The organism is Micromonospora sp. NPDC049497, from assembly GCF_044465805.1.
In the GTDB taxonomy this organism is placed as follows: domain Bacteria; phylum Actinomycetota; class Actinomycetes; order Mycobacteriales; family Micromonosporaceae; genus Micromonospora.
In genome coordinates this window covers 107,330-128,195 of sequence record NZ_JBITMC010000015.1, presented here as the reverse complement: position 1 = coordinate 128,195, position 20,866 = coordinate 107,330, and the positions used below count along the sequence as shown (strand labels likewise).

Annotated in this window: 17 protein-coding genes; 8 read left to right on the top strand and 9 right to left on the bottom strand. The window is 73.4% G+C overall.

Translation table 11 applies throughout. The annotated features are described in order from the left end of the window. The first annotated feature begins 2 nt into the window (after positions 1–2). The 4 genes from ACIBR0_RS20865 to ACIBR0_RS20850 all read left to right on the top strand — a co-directional run bounded on the left by ACIBR0_RS20865 (position 3) and on the right by ACIBR0_RS20850 (position 6,096). Positions 3–1,460, top strand: coding sequence for a glycosyltransferase family 39 protein (locus ACIBR0_RS20865; protein WP_396717989.1), 1,458 nt, complete (start codon positions 3–5; stop codon positions 1,458–1,460). A gap of 219 nt (positions 1,461–1,679) precedes the next feature. Beyond that, positions 1,680–3,254, top strand: a complete 1,575-nt coding sequence (locus ACIBR0_RS20860; protein ID WP_396718062.1) for a glycosyltransferase family 4 protein — start codon at positions 1,680–1,682, stop codon at positions 3,252–3,254. Next, the gene (locus tag ACIBR0_RS20855; protein WP_396717987.1) at positions 3,251–4,807 is read left to right on the top strand and encodes a glycosyltransferase family 2 protein; all 1,557 of its coding nucleotides are present in this window, start codon (positions 3,251–3,253) and stop codon (positions 4,805–4,807) included. The genes ACIBR0_RS20860 and ACIBR0_RS20855 overlap by 4 nt, the downstream gene beginning before the upstream one ends. A 5-nt stretch (positions 4,808–4,812) precedes the next feature. Continuing rightward, positions 4,813–6,096, top strand: coding sequence for a nucleotide sugar dehydrogenase (locus ACIBR0_RS20850; RefSeq protein ID WP_396717984.1), 1,284 nt, complete (start codon positions 4,813–4,815; stop codon positions 6,094–6,096). 66 nt (positions 6,097–6,162) lie between these two features. On the opposite strand, the gene ACIBR0_RS20845 is transcribed toward ACIBR0_RS20850, so the two are convergent. The 3 genes from ACIBR0_RS20845 to ACIBR0_RS20835 all read right to left on the bottom strand — a co-directional run bounded on the left by ACIBR0_RS20845 (position 6,163) and on the right by ACIBR0_RS20835 (position 8,502). Continuing rightward, positions 6,163–6,711, bottom strand: coding sequence for an acyltransferase (locus ACIBR0_RS20845; protein WP_396717982.1), 549 nt, complete (start codon positions 6,709–6,711; stop codon positions 6,163–6,165). Positions 6,712–6,830: 119 nt separating this feature from the next. Continuing rightward, positions 6,831–8,081 (bottom strand): hypothetical protein, encoded by a 1,251-nt coding sequence (locus ACIBR0_RS20840; RefSeq protein ID WP_396717980.1) that lies wholly within the window; start codon positions 8,079–8,081, stop codon positions 6,831–6,833. Between the two features lie 82 nt (positions 8,082–8,163). Continuing rightward, entirely contained in the window at positions 8,164–8,502 is a 339-nt protein-coding gene (locus tag ACIBR0_RS20835) for a DUF952 domain-containing protein (protein WP_396717977.1), read from the bottom strand. Positions 8,503–8,592: 90 nt separating this feature from the next. Here ACIBR0_RS20835 and ACIBR0_RS20830 point away from each other — a divergent pair, with 90 nt between their 5' ends. Next, positions 8,593–9,249 carry a response regulator transcription factor gene (locus ACIBR0_RS20830; RefSeq protein ID WP_396717974.1) on the top strand — a complete coding sequence of 219 codons (657 nt, stop codon included), beginning with the start codon at positions 8,593–8,595 and terminating at the stop codon, positions 9,247–9,249. A 7-nt stretch (positions 9,250–9,256) separates the two neighbouring features. Beyond that, entirely contained in the window at positions 9,257–10,627 is a 1,371-nt protein-coding gene (locus ACIBR0_RS20825) for an ATP-binding protein (protein ID WP_396717972.1), read from the top strand. Positions 10,628–10,674: 47 nt separating this feature from the next. Here ACIBR0_RS20825 and ACIBR0_RS20820 read toward each other — a convergent pair whose 3' ends face one another. The 4 genes from ACIBR0_RS20820 to ACIBR0_RS20805 form a co-directional block, all read right to left on the bottom strand. After that, positions 10,675–11,646, bottom strand: a complete 972-nt coding sequence (locus ACIBR0_RS20820) for a TAXI family TRAP transporter solute-binding subunit (RefSeq protein WP_396717970.1) — start codon at positions 11,644–11,646, stop codon at positions 10,675–10,677. Between the two features lie 35 nt (positions 11,647–11,681). Further along, on the bottom strand, positions 11,682–12,347 hold the full coding sequence (locus ACIBR0_RS20815) for a hypothetical protein (protein WP_396717968.1): 666 nt from the start codon (positions 12,345–12,347) through the stop codon (positions 11,682–11,684). A gap of 99 nt (positions 12,348–12,446) precedes the next feature. After that, the gene (gene yaaA, locus ACIBR0_RS20810; RefSeq protein ID WP_396717965.1) at positions 12,447–13,244 is read right to left on the bottom strand and encodes a peroxide stress protein YaaA; all 798 of its coding nucleotides are present in this window, start codon (positions 13,242–13,244) and stop codon (positions 12,447–12,449) included. Between the two features lie 58 nt (positions 13,245–13,302). Continuing rightward, positions 13,303–14,922, bottom strand: a complete 1,620-nt coding sequence (locus tag ACIBR0_RS20805; RefSeq protein WP_396717962.1) for an ArnT family glycosyltransferase — start codon at positions 14,920–14,922, stop codon at positions 13,303–13,305. Positions 14,923–15,067: 145 nt separating this feature from the next. On the opposite strand from ACIBR0_RS20805, the gene ACIBR0_RS20800 reads away from it, so the two are divergent. Both ACIBR0_RS20800 and ACIBR0_RS20795 read left to right on the top strand, forming a co-directional pair. Further along, a complete protein-coding gene (locus ACIBR0_RS20800) occupies positions 15,068–16,108 on the top strand; it encodes an App1 family protein (protein WP_396717960.1) in 1,041 nt (346 codons plus the stop codon). A 57-nt stretch (positions 16,109–16,165) separates the two neighbouring features. Next, the gene (locus ACIBR0_RS20795) at positions 16,166–16,519 is read left to right on the top strand and encodes a hypothetical protein (RefSeq protein ID WP_396717957.1); all 354 of its coding nucleotides are present in this window, start codon (positions 16,166–16,168) and stop codon (positions 16,517–16,519) included. 157 nt (positions 16,520–16,676) lie between these two features. Here ACIBR0_RS20795 and glgB read toward each other — a convergent pair whose 3' ends face one another. Beyond that, positions 16,677–18,779, bottom strand: coding sequence for a 1,4-alpha-glucan branching protein GlgB (gene glgB, locus ACIBR0_RS20790; RefSeq protein WP_396717954.1), 2,103 nt, complete (start codon positions 18,777–18,779; stop codon positions 16,677–16,679). Further along, complete coding sequence (locus ACIBR0_RS20785; RefSeq protein ID WP_396717951.1) at positions 18,767–20,860, bottom strand: maltotransferase domain-containing protein; 2,094 nt, start codon at positions 20,858–20,860, stop codon at positions 18,767–18,769. Before ACIBR0_RS20785 ends, glgB begins: the two co-directional genes overlap by 13 nt. Positions 20,861–20,866 lie beyond the last annotated feature (6 nt).

Genomic DNA, 20,866 nt, shown 5'->3' with positions numbered 1-20,866 from the left:
ACATGGGTGAAGCGAGCGACCGCGACGCGCCCGGCGGCGCGTCAGGGGACGGTGGCACGGCGGTGGCGGACCGTCCCGTCGCGCAGGCCGCCCCCGCACCGCGCTGGCGCTGGTGGCCGTGGCTGGCGATGGTGGCGGTCGGGGCCGCCCTCTGGGGTTTCTGGTGGTGGAGCCAGACGCTTGCCCCGCTCGGCTGGGGCTACTTCGCGCGGCGGCCGATCTACGGCGTGTTCATCCCGCTCTGGGACGCCCTGGCGCTCTGGGTGATCCCGGCGGGGGTGCTGCTCGCCGGCCTGGGCTGGATGGTCAGCTCGTGGCGTCGCCTGCCCGCCGCCGCCGCGCTGCTGCTGGTGGTGCTGGCCGGACTGGCGACCGCCACCGCGGTCGCCCTGGTGCGGGGCGATCCCGAGGACCTGACCCGCGGCATCTCCACCCACCGCAACGCGCCCTACTACACGTCCGACCTGCACTTCGTCTACGAGTACAGGCTGCGCGGCTTCGTCGAGCGGCACCCCGAACTGAGCGAGCGGTTCCACTCGTACAACTCGCGCACCCACCCCGCCGGGGTCTTCGTCTTCCTCTTCCTGCTGTTCAAGATCTTCGGCTCGGCGCAGAAGCTGTGGATCGCGGTCACCATCGCTCTCATCGCCTTCACCGCGGCGGTCGCCACCTGGCTGATCGGCCGTACGCTGGGCGGCGAGCGGGCGGGCCGGATCGGCGCGGTGCTGTTCGCCGCCTCCCCGGGGCCGCTGATGCTCGCGTACAGCAACCTGGACACGATCTTCGCGGTCCCGATGGCCCTGAGCGTGGCGCTGTTCATGCTCGCCGTGCACCGTCGGTCGGCGCCGATCGCCGCCGCCGCCGGCGCCGTACTGGGTGTGGGCACCCTGATGACGTTCGCCACCTCCTTCGTCGTCATCGCCGCGGTGGTGGCGGTGCTGGTGCAGTGCGGGTGGCGCACCGGCGGGCGGTTGCTGGCCGCCGCCGCCGGCGGCGGTGTCGCCGTCCTGGCGCTGGCCTGGCTGGTGCTCGGTATGAACGTCTTCGCCTCGTACCTGGTCTCGCCCCGGGTCTCGGGCTACTCGACCACGTACTGGATGGTGGGGAGCCCGGCGGCCTGGCTGATGTACGCGGGCCTGCCGCTGGCCGCGCTCGGTGTCGTGGGCCTGTTCCGGAAGGTGCCCGGGGCCCGCCGGCCGGTGCTCGTCACCGTGCTCGTCCTGTTCATGGTCCTGTGGGCGGCGCTGCCGTCCGAGCTGACCAAGCTGCGACCCGGGGAGGTCGAGCGGACCTGGGCGTTCCTCTACCCGCTCGTCGCCGCCACGGCCGGCCTGGTGGTCGACCGGTGGACCGCCGGCTTTCGGCGTCCCTGGGCCCGCGGCGCCGTGGTCGCCGTCCTGGTCCTGCTGTCGGTCGGTCAGGCCGTCCTGATCCAGGGCTTCTACCACAACTTCTTCTGAGAATCGGGCTCTGACCTGCGTCGGGTGGGGCGGCGACGAGGCCGGGGCCGGCACCCGGTGGCCTACCGTAGACTCGCGGAGGCCCGTGGCGAGGCTTCCGGCGTGCGCCGGTCCGCTACGGGCCGCCCCGAGGTGTATCGGAGTCCGCAGAGAGGCGGAGACGGGCAGATGGCATTCGACGACGCTGCTGCGCACCCAGGCGCTCGCGGCCGGGTTGTCATGCTGGTCGACAACGGTGTGAACGGCGACTCGCGGGTGCAGAAGACCGCCCGGTCGGCCGCCGACGCCGGTTGGGACGTCGTCCTGCTGGGCCGCTCGCCCGGCGGGGTCGCGCAGTCGTGGCGGCTCGGCGCCGCGGAGGTGCGGCTGCTGGCGATGCCCGCGCCGCTGGCCCGTCGCCGCCACGAGTTCCGCCGGGCCTGGCTGCGCTGGCCCCTGGCGTACCCGCCCAACGGGATCGCCGCCCACCGGCAGCAGACCGTCAAGGCATGGCAGGCCGACCTGGCGGTGCGGGCCGCGCAGTTGGCCGCCACCGGTCCGGGAACCCCTCGACTGGGGCTGCGCAAGCGCCTGCTCCGGGCCGAGCAGGTCGCCGCGAAGCTGACCCGGACATGGGTGTCCGGGCGGTACTGGATGCTCACCCAGGCCCGCACCCGCCGGCGGTTCCGCAATCCGTGGGACCGGGCGTACACGCGCTTCTGGCAGACCGTCAAGGGCGATGGCGCGTGGCGGCGGCTGGAGCCGGGGCTGTGGGACTACGAACTGGCCTACGGGCCGGTCGTCGACGAGCTGCGACCCGACCTGATCCACGCCAACGACTTCCGGATGCTCGGCGTCGCCGCCCGCGCCAAGATCCGCGCCGCGGCCCAGGGGCGCGAGATCAAGGTGGTCTGGGACGCCCACGAGTTCCTACCCGGGCTGAAGCCCTGGCAGGACAACGCGCGCTGGCTGCCCGCGCACCGTGCCCACGAGCGGGAGTACGCCCCGTACGCCGACGCCGTGATGACCGTCTCCGACGGCCTCGCCGAGCTGCTGCGACGGGAGCACCACCTGGCCACCATGCCCGACGTGGTGCTCAACGCCCCGGCGGCGCTCACCGAGGATCTCGACCCCGACGCCCCCGCGCCGGACCTGCGTGCCCTCTGCGGGATCGGCCCGGACGTGCCGTTGCTGGTCTACAGCGGGGCGGCGGCGAGGCAGCGCGGCCTGGACGTCATGGTCGACGCGTTGCCGCAGCTGCCCGGGGTGCACGTGGCGCTCGTGGTGAACAAGCCGGAGGGGCCCTACGTCTCCGGCGTGCTCGCCCGGGCCCGGAAGCTCGGCGTCGCCGACCGGGTGCACGCGCTGCCGTACGTGGCGCACTGGCAGGTGGTGCCGTTCCTCGCCGCGGCCGACGCCGGGGTGATCCCGATCCACCACTGGCCCAACCACGAGATCGCGCTGATCACCAAGTTCTTCGAGTACTCGCACGCGCGGCTGCCGCTGGTGGTCAGCGACGTGAAGACGATGGCCGGCACCGTCCGGGACACCGGTCAGGGCGAGGTGTTCCGCGCCGAGGACGTCGACGACTACCTGCGCGCGGTGCGCGCGGTGCTGGCCGACCCGGGGCGTTACCGGGCCGCGTACGACCGACCCGGTCTGCTGCGGAGCTGGACCTGGGAGGCGCAGGCCGAGGTGCTCGACGGCGTGTACCGCCGGCTGCTGCCCGGCCCCGCGGCGGACCCCGCGCCGGCCGACGCCGCAGCGCGGTCGGCGTCGGACGACCCGCGACCCGCGCTCGAGGTCGGCACGTGACCGTTCCCGACGTCACCGTCGTCACCGCCGTCTACAACACCATGCCGTACCTGACGCGGTGCCTGACGTCGCTGGTGGAGCAGACGATCGGCCGGGACCGGCTGCAGGTCGTCGCGGTCGACGACGGCTCGACCGACGGCAGTGGTCGGGAGCTGGACCGGTTCGCCCGGATGTACCCGGGCACGGTCAAGGTGCTGCACCAGCCGAACTCGGGCGGCCCGGCCGGGCCGAGCAACCGGGCGCTGGAGCACGCCACCGGCCGGTACGTCTTCTTCATCGGCTCCGACGACTACCTGGGTCCCGAGGCGCTGGAGCGGCTCGTCGACGCCGCCGACCGGTGGGACTCCGACGTGGTCCTCGGCAGACTCGTCGGGGTGAACAGCCGCTACATCCACCAGGCGATCTACGCGGAGAACGCGGCCGAGGTGGACCTCTTCGACTCGGCGCTGCCGTGGTCCTTGTCGAACACCAAGCTGTTCCGGCGGGACCTGATCGAGAAGTACGGGCTGCGCTACCCGGAGGACATGCCGGTCGGCAGCGACCAGCCGTTCACGATCGAGGCGTGCGTACGCGCCCGCCGGATCTCGGTGCTCGCCGACTACGACTACTACTACGCGGTGCGCCGGCTCAACGCCCGCAACATCACCTACAAGAGCCGGCACCGGGAGCGGCTGCGCTGTGCCGAGGAGATCGTCGCCTTCGTCGCCGGCCTGATCGAGCCCGGTCCCCGGCGCGACGCCGTGCTGCTGCGGCACTTCACCTGGGAGATCGCCAAGCTCCTGGAGAACGACTTCCTGGGCCTGGAACGGGACGTCCAGTCCGACGTCGCCGCGGGCGTGCGCGCGCTGGCCGAGGCGTACCTGACCGACCGCATCCGCGACCAGCTCCCGGTGGAGGCGCGGATCCGGCTGGCCGCCGCCCGGTACGGCGACGTCGACCACCTGCTCGCGGTGATCCGGCAGGACGCCGAGCTGGGCATTCCCCCGGCGGTGGTGGACGGCGACCGCTGGTACGCCGGCTACCCCGGGTTCCGCGATCCGCAGCTCGGCATCCCCGACGCCTGGTACGACATCACCGCTGGCGCCGCCGACTGGGTCGCCCGGCTGGACACCGTGTCGGCGGCCTTCGAGGGCAGCCGCGCGCTCCTGGTGACCGCCCGCAGCCCCCGCCCCGACCTGGCGGAGCTGACCGGTGCGGTGGCCCTGGTCGCCGGAGACGTGGTCGGCGCCACCGTCTCGGTGGTCGCCGACGCCACGGGCACGACCGTCCGGGCCCGCATACCGTTGGACCGTCTGGTGGCGGACACCGCGCCCGGTGGCGAGCTGCGTACCGTCCAGGCCCGGGTCGAGGCGTTCGGCACCACCGGCGTCGCGGCGCTGCGCGGGGCGCGGCGGCCGGTCCCGCAGCGGACCGTGGTGCGCCGGGGCGTCCGCCTGCACATTCTCACCACCACCACCAACCACAAGGGTCAGCTCGTCATCGCCGTGGCACCTGTGACGCCGCGCCGGCTCGTGGCCCGCCTGCGGCGCGGGCTTCCACTAGGAGGAAAGTAGTAGTCATGAACATCTGCGTCGTCGCCCTCGGGAAGATCGGGCTGCCGCTCGCCGTGCAGTTCGCGTCCAAGGGGCACCGCGTCATCGGTGCCGACGTCTCCGAGCGGGTCGTCAGCCTCGTCAACGACGGCGCGGTGCCGTTTCCGGGCGAGACCGACCTGGACGTGAAGCTCAAGGAGGCCGTCGCCGCCGGCCTGCTGTCGGCCACCACGGACACCGCGGCCGCGGTCGCCGAGTCCGAGGCCGTCGTGGTGGTCGTGCCGCTGTTCGTCGACGCCGAGGGCGTGCCGGACTTCGGCTGGATGGACGACGCCACCCGGGCCATCGCCCGTGGCCTCAAGCCGGGCACCCTGGTCAGCTACGAGACCACCCTGCCGGTCGGCACCACCCGCAACCGGTGGGCGCCGATGCTCCAGGAGGGCTCCGGCCTCACCGCCGGCCGGGACTTCCACCTGGTCTTCAGCCCCGAGCGGGTGCTCACCGGCCGGGTCTTCGCCGACCTGCGGCGCTACCCGAAGCTGGTCGGTGGCATCGACGAGGCCTCCGCCGCGCACGGCGTGGAGTTCTACCGGGCGGTGCTCGACTTCGACGAGCGGTCCGACCTGGCCCGGCCGAACGGCGTGTGGGACCTGGGCTCCGCCGAGGCCTCCGAGATGGCGAAGCTCGCCGAGACCACGTACCGCGACGTCAACATCGGCCTGGCGAACCAGTTCGCCCGCTTCGCCGACACCGTCGGCATCGACGTGCTCAAGGTCATCGAGGCCTGCAACAGCCAGCCGTACAGCCACATCCACTCGCCGGGCATCGCCGTCGGCGGTCACTGCATCCCGATCTACCCGCGGATGTACCTGTGGAACGACCCGGCCGCGACCGTGGTCCGCTCCGCCCGCGAGGCCAACGCCGCGATGCCGCAGTACGCCGTCGACCTGCTCGCCGCCGCGTACGGCGACCTCACCGACGTCGAGGTGCTGGTGCTCGGCGCCGCGTACCGGGGCGGGGTGAAGGAGACCGCGTTCTCCGGTGTCTTCCCGACCGTGGAGGCGCTGCGCGCACGGGGCGCCAAGCCGTACGTGTCCGACCCGATGTACACCGCCGAGGAGTTGACCGCGCACGGCCTGCCGCCGTACGACGGCCAGCCGGTCACCGCGGCCGTGATCCAGGCCGACCACACCGAGTACCGCACGCTGGCCGCCGCCGACCTGCCGACGGTGCGGGTGCTGGTCGACGGCCGTCGGGGCACCGACCCGGCGCGCTGGGCGGACGTCCGCCGGGTGGTCATCGGCGGCTGACCGCCGCCTGCGGAAGCACGACGGGTCCCGACCTTCCGGTCGGGACCCGTTCCGCGTCGGTGGGGCTCAGCCCTGGTCGAGGCCGGCGGGCCGGTTCTCCACGTCCCGGGAGACGACCTCGCCCTTGGCGTCCACCCAGCCCCTCGGGCGGGCCGGGTTGCCGGCGACCAACTGGTACGGCTGCACGTCCTTCGTCACGACCGAGCCGGCGGCGATCATCGCGTACTCGCCGACCTCGATGCCGCAGACCAGGGTGGCGTTGGCGCCGATGGACGCCCCGCGCCGGATCAGCGTCGGGGTGATGGTCCAGTCCGGGTTCTGCGCGCGGGGGCGGAAGTCGTTGGTGAAGACCGCGCACGGGCCGACGAAGACCTCGTCCTCGATGGTCACGCCCTGGTAGACGGAGACGTTGTTCTGGATCTTGACGAGGTCACCGACGGTCACCCCGGCGTCGACGTAGACGTTTCGCCCGATGACGCAGCCCGCGCCCACCTGGGCGGTGGACCGGATGTGGGCCAGGTGCCAGACCTTCGTGCCGTCCCCGACCTGGGCGCCGGACTCCACGTCGGCGCTGGGGTGGACGAAGACCGTCGGCCGGTCGTTGGTGTCAGTCATGTCTGTCCGCTCGCATCGTCTCGGGGCGCGGCGTCGCGCCGGGTGGAGGCCGGTCCGAAGGCCGCGGGCCGTGGCCCGGCGTAGCATAACCAGCCGCCGGCCGCGCACCGCCGCGGCGGCTACGGCGAGTACGTCCAGATCAGGCTGAGGTAGGTGCCGTACCAGGCGGAGATCAGGGCGAGCAGCCCGAGGACGAGGATCCGGGTACGCAGCCGCGCCTTGCCCAGCGCGAGGGCCACCGGCAGCAGCAGCGTGAAGGCGGGCACCAGGTAGCGGCCCTTCGCCCAGTAGTACTCCTCGGTACCCACGGTCAGGACGAGGAACGTCAGGGAGTAGACCACCACGGGCAGCGGGTAACGGTCGAGGACGAGCAGCACGACCAGTACGGCGGCGAGCGCCATCAGCAGCGTCGACGTGTAGAACGACAGCGGCACCGCCTTGGTCAGGACCTGTCGGAATGTGGCGAAGGTGTCCACGCCGCCGTCGAACCCGATCTTCCAGGTGGTGCTCTGGATGTGGAAGTAGGCGTCGACCCGTCCCAGCCGCTGGCCGATCCACGCCAGATAGCCGAGGTAACCCAGGGGAGCGAGCAGCCCCGCGACCCACGGTCGCCAGCCGTCCTGCCGGCGTGCCACCGCGACGAGCGCGGCGACGCCGACCGCGGCGATCAGCGCACTCGCCGTCGGGCGGCTGAAGCCGGCGACCAGGCAGAGCACCCCGGCCGTGAGCCACCTCCGGCGCAGCAGCGCGTACAGGGTCCACGCCACCAGCGCGGTGAACAGGGTCTCGGTGTACGCCATGTTCTGCACCACCGCGTGGGGCAGCACTGCCCAGAGCGCGACCAGGAGCAGGCCGACGCGCCGGGAGGCGAGCTGGACGCCGACGGCGTAGATGCCCCACGCGGCGGCGATACCGGCGACCCACGACACGACCAGGGCGGCGACCGGGATGGAGAACGGGGTGACGGCGGCGACCCCCGCCGTGAGGCCGGGGTAGAGCGGGAAGAAGGGCAGGTTCGGCAACCGTGGCTTGCCGTCCGGGCCGACGTTGTCCAGGCTCTGGTCGTACCCCTGATCGGCGATCTGCGCGTACCACAGGGAGTCGTAGCGGCTGTGCAGCAGCGACCAGAAGTCGGCGCCCGCCCGGTGGGAGAAGATCCACAGGACGATCAGCCCGGCCGCCCGCAACAGGACGTACGCGAGGAGCGCCGGTGCCGCGGCCGGCAACCGCCGGCGGCTGCCCGCATCCGTCGGCGGCCCGTCGGCCGTTGCCGCGGCCGGGGACGACCAGCCTGCCGCCGGATCGTGCGAGTGTGCGGCGGAGGCCGGTTCGCCGAGGGGCTTCGTCGAGGCAGCGGGGTCAGCGGACACGAGGCGTGACCCTACCCGACCGGCGGGAACGCCGGCATCCGCCGCGGGACGGAGCGAGGTCGTCGGGCCCGGCGACCGTACGTCAGGTCAGCAGCGCCGCGACGGCGTCGGCGGTGGGCACGTCGGCCGGCAGAGCCCGCGCGTCGACGACGGCCGACACGGGCAACGGGCCGTACAGGTGCGGGAAGAGCTGGTCGTGGCGGGACGGTTCCCAGCGCAGCTCCGGGCCCAGCCGCTCCTCGTCGACCGTCAGCAGCGTCAGCCCGGCCACGCCGGTGAAGACCCGTCGGGCCGTCTCGACCACCTGTTCCGGGCCGGACAGGTGGATGAAACCGTCCTGGTGGTCCATGGCGGTGCCGGTGAAGTGCCCGGCGGCCAGCGCGTCGTCCCACTCGGTCGTCGCCAGCAGCTTGTAGATCACTACGGCAGGATAGCCAGGCCGGCCCTCCCGTCGTGGGCGGACATCTGCCACCATGCCCAGGTCGGCTGGGCGAGGAACGGAGGGCACCGGGTGCGGATCCTGCTGGTCGAGGACGACCTCCGGGTCGCCGCGGCCCTGTCCTCGGCGCTGACCCGGCGCGGGTACGAGGTGGAACACGCGGCCACCGTCGCCGCCGCCCTGTCGGCCGCACCCTGCGACCTGGTGCTGCTCGACCTGACCCTGCCCGACGGCGACGGCACCGACGTGTGCCGGGAACTGCGCCGCCGCAGCACGCAGCTCGGCATCATCGCGGTGACCGCCCGGGGCGAGGAGCGGGACCGCGTGCTGGGCCTGCGCCTCGGCGCGGACGACTACGTGGTGAAGCCGTTCTCGATGGTCGAGTTGCAGGCACGGATCGAGGCGGTCCTGCGCCGCGCGGCGCACACCGTCCCCGAGCGGCACGTGATCGAGGCCGGTCCGGTACGCATCGACGTGTCCGCCCGGGCGGTGACCGTGGACGGCCGTGCCGTGCCGCTGACCCGCAAGGAGTTCGACATCCTGCTCTCGCTGGCCCGGCAGCCGGGGGTGGCGGTGCCGCGCGACCGGATCCTGCTGGACGCCTGGGGCACCACCTGGGCCGACCGGCACACCGTCGAGGTGCACGTGGGCTCGCTGCGCGGCAAGCTCGGCGACCCGAGCCTGGTGGAGACCGTCCGCGGGGTCGGCTACCGGCTGCGCGGCGCGTGAGGTCCCGGTGCGACGTCGCCTGGTGATCAGCTACCTCCTGCTGATGGTGCTCGTCCTCATCGCCCTGGAGACCCCGCTGGCGGCGACCCTGGCCAGCCGGGAGACCGACCGGGTGCGCGCGGACCGGCTCGCCGACGCGACGCGGTTCGCGTCCCTCGCCGGGCCGGCCCTGCGAGGTGGCACCCCCGGGCCGCTCGACAACGAGCTGAGCAGCTACGACGAGCTGTACGGCATCGGCGCGGCGGTGGTGGACCGGGACCGCCGCACCGTGGTCGCCTCGGCGAACTGGCGGACCGCCCCCGGCACCCGGGAGGCGCTGGACGTGGCGCTGTCCGGTCAGCAGGCCAGCGGGCCGGAGTCGGTCTGGCCGTGGGTGGACGGTCCGATCGTGGTGGCGGTGCCGATCAACGACGGCGGCGAGGTGCTCGGCGCGGTGGTCACCGCCACCCCGGCCGGCCCGGTCCGGCGTACCGTCACGGCCTGGTGGCTGCTGCTGACCGGGATGGGCCTGCTCGCTGTGCTGGCCTGCGTACTCACCGCGTTCGGGCTGGCCGGGTGGGTGCTGCGCCCGGTCACCGAGCTGGACGCGGTCACCCACGAGATCGCCGAGGGCCACCGGAGCGCCCGGGTGCAGCACCGGCTGGGCCCACCGGAGCTGCGCCGCCTGGCGGCGAGCTTCAACCACATGGCCGACGCGGTGTCGGACGTGATGGACCGGCAGCGGGCCTTCGTCGCGCACGCCAGCCACCAGCTGCGCAACCCGCTGACCGCGCTGCGGCTGCGGGTGGAGGAGCTGGGGCCGAGCCTCAGCGACCCCGACGGCCGTGCCGAGCACCGGCTGGCGCTGGAGGAGACCGACCGGCTGGCCCTGGTGCTGGACGCGCTGCTCACCCTGGCGCGCGCCGAACGCCGGGAGAACCAGCGGGTGACCGTGGACGCGACCGCCGTCGCCGCCAGCCGGGTCGCGGCGTGGCAGCCGCTCGCCCGGCACCGGTCGGTCGCGCTGCGCCTCACCACGGTCGCCTTCCCGGCGTACGCGCAGACGGTGCCCACCGCGATCGACCAGGCGCTGGACGCGCTGATCGACAACGCGGTGAAGTTCAGCGGTGCCGGGGGAGAGGTGACCGTCGAGGTGCGGCCCGACGACGGCGGGACCACCCTGGAGGTACGCGACACCGGCCCCGGGATGACGGCGAGCCAGCTCGGGCAGGCGACGGAGCGGTTCTGGCGGGCGCCGGAGGTGCAGAACGTCGACGGCGCCGGCCTGGGGTTGACCATCGTGGCGGTGCTGGTGGACGCCTCCGGCGGCCGGCTCACCATGCGCCCGAACGCGCCGCGCGGCCTCGTCGCCGGCGTCTGGTTCCCCGATCGGCGTTAAGAAGGGGCCCTTCCTCTACGCGAGGCGTTAAGAGGGGGCCCTTCCTTTCACGGTTTCGCGGCGCGGTACCAGGCGGCGGCGCCCGGATGCAGGGGCAGCGGCGCGGTCGCGATGGCCGAGCGGGGACTCATCCGCCCCGCCGCCGGGTGCGCGGCGGCCAGCTCCGCCCGGCGTTCCATGAGCAACCGGGTCACCTCCCGGATCAGCGCCTCCGGCAGGTCGGCGCGGACGACGAGGAAGTTCGGGTTCGCCACCGTGGTGACCGGGTCGACCCCGTACACCGAGCGGGGGATGTCCCGCGACACGTAGACCTCCGGGTTGCGGGCGCGCAGCGGCTCGGTCCAGTCACCGAGGTCGACCATCCGGACGGGAAGGTCCCGGGCCAGCTCCTCGACGGCCCGCACGGGCAGGCCGCCGGAGAAGAAGAAGGCGTCGACCCGGCCGGCTCGCAGGGCGGCGACCGAGTCGTCCAGGTTGAGGTGTTGCCGGCGTACGTCGTCGTCGCCGAGCCGAGCCGCGTCCAGCAGCCGGGAGGCGGTGATCTCCGTACCGGAGCCGGACGCGCCCACCGACACCCGCCGTCCCCGCAGGTCGGCCAGGCTCCGCACCGGACCCCCAGCCGTGGTGACCAGGTGCAGCAGGTCGTCGTACACGCGGGCCACCGCCACGACCGCCGGGTCCGTCGCACCGGCCGCCGGGAGCACGTCGGCCTGCGTGAACCCGAGTTCGGCGGCACCCGAGCCGACCAGCCGGACGTTCTCCGCCGACGCGGCGGTCACCACGACGCTGGCCTCGACGTTCGGCAGCTCCCGGTTGAGGATCGCGGCCAGCGACCGCCCGAACGCGTGGTAGACGGCGGTGGGGCTGCCGGTGGCGATCCGGATCCGCACCGGCTCCTCGTCGGTCTCCCGGCAGCCGGCGGCGCCGGGCAGGACCGCGACCAGGAGCAGCGCCAGCAACACCGTGGGGGCGGCCGGCGGCCGGATGCGGGCGGAGGCGGTACGGCTCACGCGCTGCACTGTGCGCCGACCGGGCCGCCCGACGCAACCCCGCCCTACCGGTCCGGTGCCGGTGCGAGGGCGGTGGCCTCCAGGATCTGCTCCCGGTCCCGGCCGTGCGCCACGCTGACCACGAAGCACCCGGTGCCCGGGCGCAGCAGCGCCGGTACGTCCAGCAGGGCCGCGCCGCGCACCAGCACGGCGGCGAGTTCCCGGTCGGTGAGCCGGACGCCGAGGATGTGTCGCCGGACGTGCCGGCCGCCGCCCAGCAGCGCGGCACGCCACGCCGCCGCGGCGAGCCGGGGCCGCCACACCCGGCGCGCGGTCGACGCCCCGGGCACCGGTCCGCCCAGCAGCTCGCGGCGGCCCTGCCGCCAGCCGGCCTCCACCACCTGCGCGTACGCGGTGCGGTGCACGGCCGGCACGGAGATCCGGTGCAGTTCGTAGCGGCGGCGCAGCCCGCCCACGGCCATCTCGTGGCGGACGGGTACGCCCAGCCGGTCCAGCAGCTGCCGCATCCGCTGCGCCGCCTCCTCCCGGTTGAACTCCACCGTCATCGGCGGGTGCACCGGAGCGGGCCGCCGGGGGTTCGAGCCGGCCGGCGGCGCCATGCAGCGCAGCAGGCAGGCCGACTCGAACGCGTCGGCCAGGGTCAGCCAGTCCAGCGGCGGCGGGGTCACCGGCGGCCGGGACCGGTCGAGCAGGATCGGTTCGGGGGACACCTCGGGCTCCTCGTCGGCTCGTGGTTCCCCTACCGTGGCGGCTGCGCCGCGCCGACGAAACCGATCCGGGCGAGCCTTGAGGAAATCTTGCGGTGCGGCCTACAGCTCGGACACGACCACGTCGACCTGGCGTGGCCGGCCGTCCGGCCCCGGCTGCTCCTCGACCCGGTACTTCAGGTCCCGCAGGGCGGCCACCAGAGCATCGGCGGTACGCGGGCGGGCGCCGGCGAGCAGCAGGTCACGTACCAGCCGGCCCTTGGTGGCCTTGTTGAAGTGGCTCACCACCGACCGGACGGGCACACCGTCGACGTCGCGCTCGTGCAGCACCCGCACGGTCACCGTACGGGCGGCCACCGGGCCGCGCGGCGTCCAGGTGGCCGCGTACGCGCCGGAGCGCAGGTCCAGCACCGGCCCGGTACCCGCCGCGGCGGTCATCGCCGGGTCCAGCGCCGTCCGCCACCACGTCGACAGCGCACCCACTGACGGCAGTTTCCCCCCGACCGGGCAGCGGTACGGCGGGATCCGGTCGGTGAGGCGTACCGCGCCCCACAGGCCGGAGCTGATCAGCACCGACCGGCGGGCGGCCCGCAGCGCGGGGGCGGGCAGCGAGCCGAGGTCGAGCGCCTCGTACAGGACCCCGGTGTAGAGGCGTTCCGCCGGTGCGGTCGCCGCCTCCCGCAGCCGGGCGTTGCGCCGCAGCTCCCCCCGCTGGCCGGGGCTGAGCCCCAGCGCGGCCAGTGCCGCCTCCTCGTCCGCCGAGGTGCTCAGTGCGACCAGCGCCGCCAGCACCTCCTCCCGGGCCGGCGTCAGCTCCGGCGACGAGAGCCGGGCCAGGTCCAGCCGCCGGCCGGTGCCGGCGTCGGCCTTGCCCTCGGAGGGCGGCAGCAGGATGAGCATCGGTGGACTCCTCGGTCGGCCCGGCGCACGCCGGCTGCGGCCAGCGTACGGCCCGGCCCTACCGCCACGGCCGGACCGGCTGCTCCGGGTGGTACACGCGATACCCGCCGACCTCGATGACCAGCGCCGCGTCGGCCCGGTCACCGAGCAGCCGCCGCAGCTTCCGCTCCAGCACCGAACCGGACTCCACCACGTAGCCCGGCCGGGTGGCCCGCGCAACCTGCCGCCAGTACGCCGAGTAGCGGTTCTGCCCGGGCGTGAACCCGCCGTCGAGGACCCCGCAGACCACGTCCTCGCCGGTGTTGAAGATCAACCGGTTGCAGGTCCAGTAGTCCCCGTACACCTCCCGGGGCCCGCCGGCGCGGACCGCGTCGGCCAGCTCCCGGGCCCCCCGCTCCTCGTCCCGGCCCTCCTGCGTGCCGGTGGTGGCGAACAGCACGGTCACCACCAGCGTGGCGGCCGCCAGGGCGGCCAGGCCGGCCGTGGCGACCGCGCCGGCCAGCCGGCCGAGCACACCGACCGTGCCCCGCCAGCAGGCCACCGCGGCCAGCCACACCGGCCACAGCACCGCCGGCAGGGAGAGCTGGAGCAACGACAGGTACCGCGCGTTGCCCAGCGGGTCGGTGGCCGCCGACGGGCTGCGCGCGTACGACAGCAGGGTCGCCGCCGCGCCGACGACCAGCGCGAGGTGCACGACCGGAGCGACCCGCCGGGCCCGTCCCGGACCGGCGGCCCGTGCGTACGCGACCACCGCCACCACCGCGGCGATCACCAGCAGCACGGGGTAGAGCAGCCCGAACCACCGCGCCCAGGGGGCGCACCCGTCGATCGGGCAGAGATTGTGGGCCAGCGGCACCCCCTCCAGCAGCGCGCCGCGCACCCGCTCCGACCACGTCGGCATCGACCCGGCCCGGGTGCTGATCTCCCGGAACACCGACAGCGAGTCCTCCCCGGGCGGGGCGACCAGGTTGCCGCGGATCATCGGGGCGACACCGACGGCGAACCCGACCACCAGCAGCAGGCCCGGCCAGCCCAGCAGTTCCCGCCGCGCCACCCACAGCAGCACCAGGCCGGCCACCCCCAGGTACGGCAGGATCAGCCAGTCCGACCACACGGCCAGCCCGGCGAGCAGGCCGAACGCCCCGACGGCCAGCCGGCGGTGGCGGACCGTTCCCCGGGCGAGCCCCACCGTCACCAGGAGCATCGCCAGGACCGCCACCTTCACCTCGGGCCGCCCCCCGACCACGGTGAGCTGGTCCCGGACCACCCGTTCCGACCCGAGCGCGAGCAGGCCGACGACGAACGTGGCGAACCACGGCGAGGCGATCCGCCGGGTCAGCCGGTGGACCAGCCAGAGGAACAGCGCGTACAACGCCAGCAGCGGCAGCCGCAGCACCGGCCAGCTCGGCCCGGCGATCGCGATTCCGGGCGCGGCCAGGTACGACTCCAGCACTCCCATGTAGCGCTGCCCGTAGAGGAAGACCGGGAACTCCCGCCCCTGGGCGATGTGCAGCGCGATGAGTCCGAAGGTGGCCTCGTCACTGTTCGACGGCGGCACCGTGGCAAGGGTCAGGACCAGCCGGTACGCGACCCCGGCGACCCCCAGGAGCAGCGCGACGAGCGCCGGCCGGTCGAGCCCGGGACGCCACCGCCCCCCGCGTTCCTCAGATTGCGACACGACCAACGCCCCCGTCGTCGTCCCGACCGGAGTGTTTCACGTGGTCGCGGGGGACCGGGGCGGTTCGCCGCGAAGGGGGTGCCGGTGGTCCTGCCCGGGTTCGCCTCGCGTGGCCGAGGCGGCCGGCTTGTGGCAGGGTTGCACCGTGCCACCCACTCCCGCTGGCCAGCTGGCCATCCCCAACCTGCACCGGGCCGCGCGGATCGAGGACGCCGTGCACCACCTCGTGGCCCGCCGGCTGCGGCGGACCGGGTGGCGGATGAACGTCATCGCCTACACCGGCTACGGTGCGCCCGGCTGGGTACGCGTGATGTGCCGGGTGCTGCTGGGACGGCCGGACACCCGCCAGCGCGGCCGACTGGAGAAGGTCCGGGGCTGGCGCAGCTTCACCACCCTGCCCGCCAAGCACGTCACGGTGACCATCGAGGCCGGTGGGGTGACCCACGAGACGCAGGCGGACCGCAGCGGTTTCGTCGACGTCACCGTCGAGGCCCACCTGCCGCCCGGCTGGGGTTCGGTGCGGATCAGCGTGCCGGACGCCGAGCCGGTCGAGGCGCCCGTCCGCATCCTCGACCCCGAGGTGCGTTTCGGCATCCTCTCCGACATCGACGACACGGTGATGGTCACCGCGCTGCCCCGCCCGCTGCTCGCCGCGTGGAACACGTTCGTCCTCGACGAGCACGCCCGGAACGCGGTGCCCGGCATGGCGGTGCTGTACGAGCGGCTGGTCACCGCCCACCCCGGTGCCCCGGTCTTCTACCTCTCCACCGGCGCGTGGAACGTCGCCCCCACGCTCACCCGCTTCCTGTCGCGGCACCTCTACCCGGCCGGGCCGCTGCTGCTGACCGACTGGGGCCCGACCCAGGACCGCTGGTTCCGCAGCGGCAAGGAGCACAAGCGGATCACCCTGGCCCGGCTGGCCAAGGAGTTCCCGGAAGTCAAGTGGCTGCTGGTCGGCGACGACGGGCAGCACGACCAGGAGATCTACCGGGAGTTCGCCGCCGCCCACCCGGAGAACGTGGCCGGGGTGGCGATCCGACGGCTCTCGCCCACCCAGGCCGTCCTCGCCGGTAGCCTGCCCGCCCCCGCCGGCAGCTCGTCGGCCGGTCCGGTGGGGCAGAAGTGGCTCTCCGCCCCGGACGGCGCCGGCCTGTGGAAGCTGCTGCGGGACGCGGGCCTGGTCTGAAGAGACGATCTTCGTGTACGCAGGGCGTCATCCGCGTCGCCACGCCGGGATCCCCGGTTGACGATGGATATCGGTGCGGTGCGGGAGGCATTGCTGGTAGCTGCCTTCGGGATCGCGTGGCTCGGGGCAATGTTCGTGATGGCCAACCCCGGCCGCTTCTCGCTGGGGACCCATCGAAGCGAAGCCGAACGCGCGGCGGAGATCGGCCACGATCGTCGGCACCACCGCCGAGCCCGCCGGGCGATACCGGCAATCTTGGCGGTCGCCACTGGTGTGAATGCGATAACCATGATCACCGGTGCTCCCGAGGACCGCGCGGGCGGTCTTGTCCTGGCGGCGATATCGATAACGAGTCTCACCGTGTTCGTGCTACTCATCCGACGCGGCCGACGGGGCCGTCGAGACCGGTAGCCGGCCGACAGGGCTGAAGTCATGTCGTTCCGGGCGCATGATCGACTCGACGTCATTGACATCGGCGTGTCCGGGTGAGGTTTTCAGCCCGATTTCAGTGACATCGAGTGGATCATGGTCGGCCAGCCCGGTCTGGCGGGCAGACCCGCCGTACCCGCTAGGCGGGGCGGAGCCAGAGGACGCCGAGCGGGGGGACCCGCAGCGCCGCCGAGGCCGGAAGGCCGTGCCACGGCACGTCCTCGGCGTGCACCCGGCCCATGTTGCCCACGCCGGAGCCGCCGTAGTGGTGCGCGTCGGTGTTCAGCACCTCCGCCCACGCGCCCCCGGCCGGCAGGCCGACCCGGTAGTCCTCCAGCGGCAGGGCGGAGAAGTTCGCCACGCAGACCAACGTCGCGCCGTCCGGGGCGATCCGGACGAAGGAGACGGCGTTGTTGGCGACGTCGTCCCCGGCGATCCAGCGGAAACCGGCGGGCTCGGTGTCCTGCGACCACAGGGCCGGGGTGTCCCGGTAGACGGCGTTCAGGTCTCCGACGAGGCGCTGCACGCCGGCCCGCGCCGGGTCGTGCAGCAGGTGCCAGTCGAGCCCGCGCTCCTCGCTCCACTCCCGGTCGTCGGCCAGTTCGCAGCCCATGAAGAGCAGCTGCTTGCCCGGATGTGCCCACATGTACGCGAGCAGCGCCCGCACGTTCGCCAGCCGCTGCCAGGTGTCACCGGGCATCTTCCCCGCGAGGGAGCCCTTGCCGTGCACCACCTCGTCGTGGCTGATCGGCAGCACGTAGTTCTCGCTCCAGGCGTACGCGAGGGAGAAGGTGAGCTGGTGGTGGTGGTGCTGCCGGTAGATCGGGTCCTTCGCGGTGTAGAGCAGGGTGTCGTGCATCCAGCCCATGTTCCACTTGAACCCGAAGCCCAGCCCACCGCCGTCGGTGGAGCGGGTGACGCCCGGCCAGGCGGTGGACTCCTCGGCGATCATCACCACGCCGGGGTGCCGCCGGTAGACCGTCGCGTTCGTCTCCTGCATCAACGCGATGGCCTCCAGGTTCTCCCGACCGCCGTACTGGTTGGGAGCCCACTGACCGTCCTCGCGGGAGTAGTCCAGGTAGAGCATCGACGCGACCGCGTCGACCCGCAGCCCGTCGACGTGGAACTCCTCGCACCAGTACAGCGCGTTGGCGACGAGGAAGTTGCGCACCTCGCGGCGACCGAAGTCGAAGACGTACGTGCCCCAGTCGGGGTGCTCGCCGCGGCGCGGGTCGGGGTGCTCGTACAGGGGGGTGCCGTCGAAGCGCGCGAGGGCCCACTCGTCCTTGGGGAAGTGCGCCGGAACCCAGTCGAGGATGACCCCGATCCCGGCGCTGTGCAGCCGGTCCACCAGGTACCGGAAGTCGTCCGGGTCGCCGAACCGGGACGTCGGCGCGAAGTAGCCGGTGACCTGGTAGCCCCAGGACCCGCCGAACGGGTGTTCCATCACCGGCAGGAACTCCACGTGCGTGAAACCCAGCTCGGTCACGTACGCGGTCAGCTGCTCGGCCAGCTCCCGGTAGCTCAGGCCGGGCCGCCAGGAGCCGAGGTGCACCTCGTACACGCTCATCGGCTCCTGGTGCGGTCGCCGCTGGGCGCGCCGCTCCAGCCACACGGCGTCGCTCCACTCGTACGTCGAGTGGTGGACGACCGAGGCGGTGGCCGGCGGCACCTCCGCGTACGCCGCCAGGGGGTCGGCCTTGTCCCGCCACTGCCCGTCGGCGCCGAGGATCCGGTACTTGTAGCGGGCGCCGACCTGCGCGCCGGGAACGAAGACCTCCCAGACGCCGCTGGAGCCCAGCGAGCGCATCGGCCAGCCGTCGTCCGGCGACCAGCCGGTGAAGTCGCCGACCACCCGGACGCCCTGGGCGTTCGGCGCCCACACGGTGAAGGCGACCCCCTCGTCGAAGACGCGGGCGCCGAGGGCGTCCCAGAGCCGCTCGTGCCGGCCCTCGCCGATCAGGTGCAGGTCCAGCTCGCCGAGGGTGGGCGGGTAGCGGTACGGGTCGTCGTGCGGGTGCCCGTCGACCTCGATCCGGTAGTCGAGCACCTCGCCGGGGACCGTCGCCTCGAACACGCCCCCGTCGTGCACCCGCTTCATCGGGTGCCGCTCCCCGCCGACCAGGACGGCCACGTCCTGCGCCCCGCGCCGCAGCGTCCGGACGGTGGTGCGTCCGTCGGCCGGGTGGGCCCCGAGCACCGCGTGCGGATCGTGGGTACGGCCGGCGATCAGCTGGTCCATCGTGGGTCGTCCTTCGTTGCAGCGGTCGGGGCGGTGCCGCCGGACAGGTCGTCGGGAATGTCGGAGACGGTCAGCTCGGCCGGTTGCGCGGCGGCGGGCACGTCGGGTGTGTGGTGGACCGGTCGGCGCACGGTCAGCACGTGCGCCGGTTGAAGATACGGGTCGAGCCGGACCGCGTTGCGCTGTCCCCAGTCGTAGGAGGTGCCGGTCAGCTCGTCGTGCACGGTGAACCGTTCGTGCCAGTCGAATCCCAGCGCCGGCATGTCCAGGGTGGTGTTGCCCCACTGGACGGTCCGCGAGTCGAACGAGCAGACCACGATCACGGTGTTGCCGGTGACCGGGTCGTGCTTGGACCAGCAGAGCAGCGCCGGGTTGTCGATGTCGTGGAAGACCAGGTTGCGCAGCTGGTGCAGGGCGGGGTTGTCCCGGCGGACCCGGTTGAGGGTGGCGATGAACGGCGCCAGGGAGCGGCCCTGCGCCTGCGCGCCGGCCCAGTCCCGGGGACGCAGCTCGTACTTCTCGTTGTCCAGGTACTCCTCGGCACCGGGGCGGGCCACGTGCTCGAACAGCTCGAAGCCCGCGTACATGCCCCAGGAGGGGACGAGCAGCGCGGCCAGCACCGCCCGGATCTTGAACATCGGCGGGCCACCGTGCTGCAGGGACTCGTGCAGGATGTCCGGCGTGTTCGGCCAGAAGTTCGGTCGCATGTAGTCGGCCGCCGCCACCAGCTCCTCGCAGTACGCGCGCATCTCCGCGGGCGTGGTCCGCCAGGTGAAGTACGTGTACGACTGCGTGAAGCCGACCTTGCCCAGCCCGTGCATCATCGCCGGCCGGGTGAACGCCTCGGCGAGGAACAGCACGTCCGGGTCGACCTTCTTGACCTCGGCGATCAGCCAGTGCCAGAAGGCGACCGGCTTGGTGTGCGGGTTGTCGACCCGGAAGATCTTCACGCCCTCGCCGACCCAGTGCAGGACCACCCGCAGCACCTCGGCGCGGATGCCCTCGGGGTCGTTGTCGAAGTTCAGCGGGTAGATGTCCTGGTACTTCTTCGGCGGGTTCTCCGCGTACGCGATGCTGCCGTCGGGACGGGTGGTGAACCACTCCGGGTGCTCGGTGACCCACGGATGATCCGGCGCGCACTGCAACGCCAGGTCCATCGCCACCTCCAGGCCCTGCTCGGCGGCGGCCGCGATGAACTCGCGGAAGTCCTCCGGCGTACCCAGGTCGGGGTGGATGGCGTCGTGGCCGCCCTCGGCGGCGCCGATCGCCCACGGCGAGCCGACGTCGTCGGGGCCGGCGGTGAGCGAGTTGTTGGGGCCCTTGCGGTTGACCCGGCCGATCGGGTGGATCGGCGGCAGGTAGAGCACGTCGAACCCCATCGCCGCGACGCCGGGCAGGCGGTCCATGGCGGTGACGAAGGTGCCGGAGCGGGCCGGGGCGTCCACCGTCGCCGGGATCGCGCCCTCCGAGCGGGGGAAGAACTCGTACCAGGCGGAGAAGAGGGCGCGCGGACGGTCCACCCAGATCCGGTACTCGTCACCGGTGGTGACCAGCTCCCGCACGGGGTGGTCCCACAGCAGGTCGGCCAGGTCCAGCGCGGGGCCGACCCGCCGGGGCAGCGGCAGCGTCGTGTCCCGCAGCGCGGTGACGGCGGTGTCCACCCGCTTCCGGTCGGCGTCCGGCACCAGGTCGACCGCGGCGGTCAGTACGCGGACGCCCTCGGCGAGGTCGTTCGCGAGGTCCTCCGGACCCTGGCCTGCGGCGATCTTCTTGGTCACCGCGTTCTGCCAGGTCAGGTAGGGGTCGGAGAACGCCTCGACGGTGAACGACCAGTCGCCGACCGCGTCCGGGCGGATCGTGGCGTGCCAGCGGTCCTGCCCCGGCTCGCCCGGCCGCATCCGGGTGAACGGGCGGGCCCGCCCGTCGGGGCCGAGCCAGACCACGTTGCAGCCGAGGGCGTCGTGTCCCTCCCGGTAGGCTCGCGCCGACACCGGCACCGGCTCGTCGACCACCGCCTTGGCCGGGTAGCGACCGCAGGAGACGACGGGGGAGACGTCTTCGATCGGGAACCGTCCAGTCACCGGTTC

What these genes read in the sequence shown, in the direction of transcription:
- ACIBR0_RS20845 (WP_396717982.1), bottom strand. Translation starts at nt 6,711, where the DNA reads ATGACTGACACCAACGACCGGCCGACGGTCTTCGTCCACCCCAGCGCC.
- ACIBR0_RS20860 (WP_396718062.1), top strand. Translation starts at nt 1,680, where the DNA reads ATGCTGGTCGACAACGGTGTGAACGGCGACTCGCGGGTGCAGAAGACC.
- ACIBR0_RS20865 (WP_396717989.1), top strand. Translation starts at nt 3, where the DNA reads ATGGGTGAAGCGAGCGACCGCGACGCGCCCGGCGGCGCGTCAGGGGAC.
- ACIBR0_RS20850 (WP_396717984.1), top strand. Translation starts at nt 4,813, where the DNA reads ATGAACATCTGCGTCGTCGCCCTCGGGAAGATCGGGCTGCCGCTCGCC.
- yaaA (WP_396717965.1), bottom strand. Translation starts at nt 13,244, where the DNA reads ATGCTCATCCTGCTGCCGCCCTCCGAGGGCAAGGCCGACGCCGGCACC.
- glgB (WP_396717954.1), bottom strand. Translation starts at nt 18,779, where the DNA reads ATGGACCAGCTGATCGCCGGCCGTACCCACGATCCGCACGCGGTGCTC.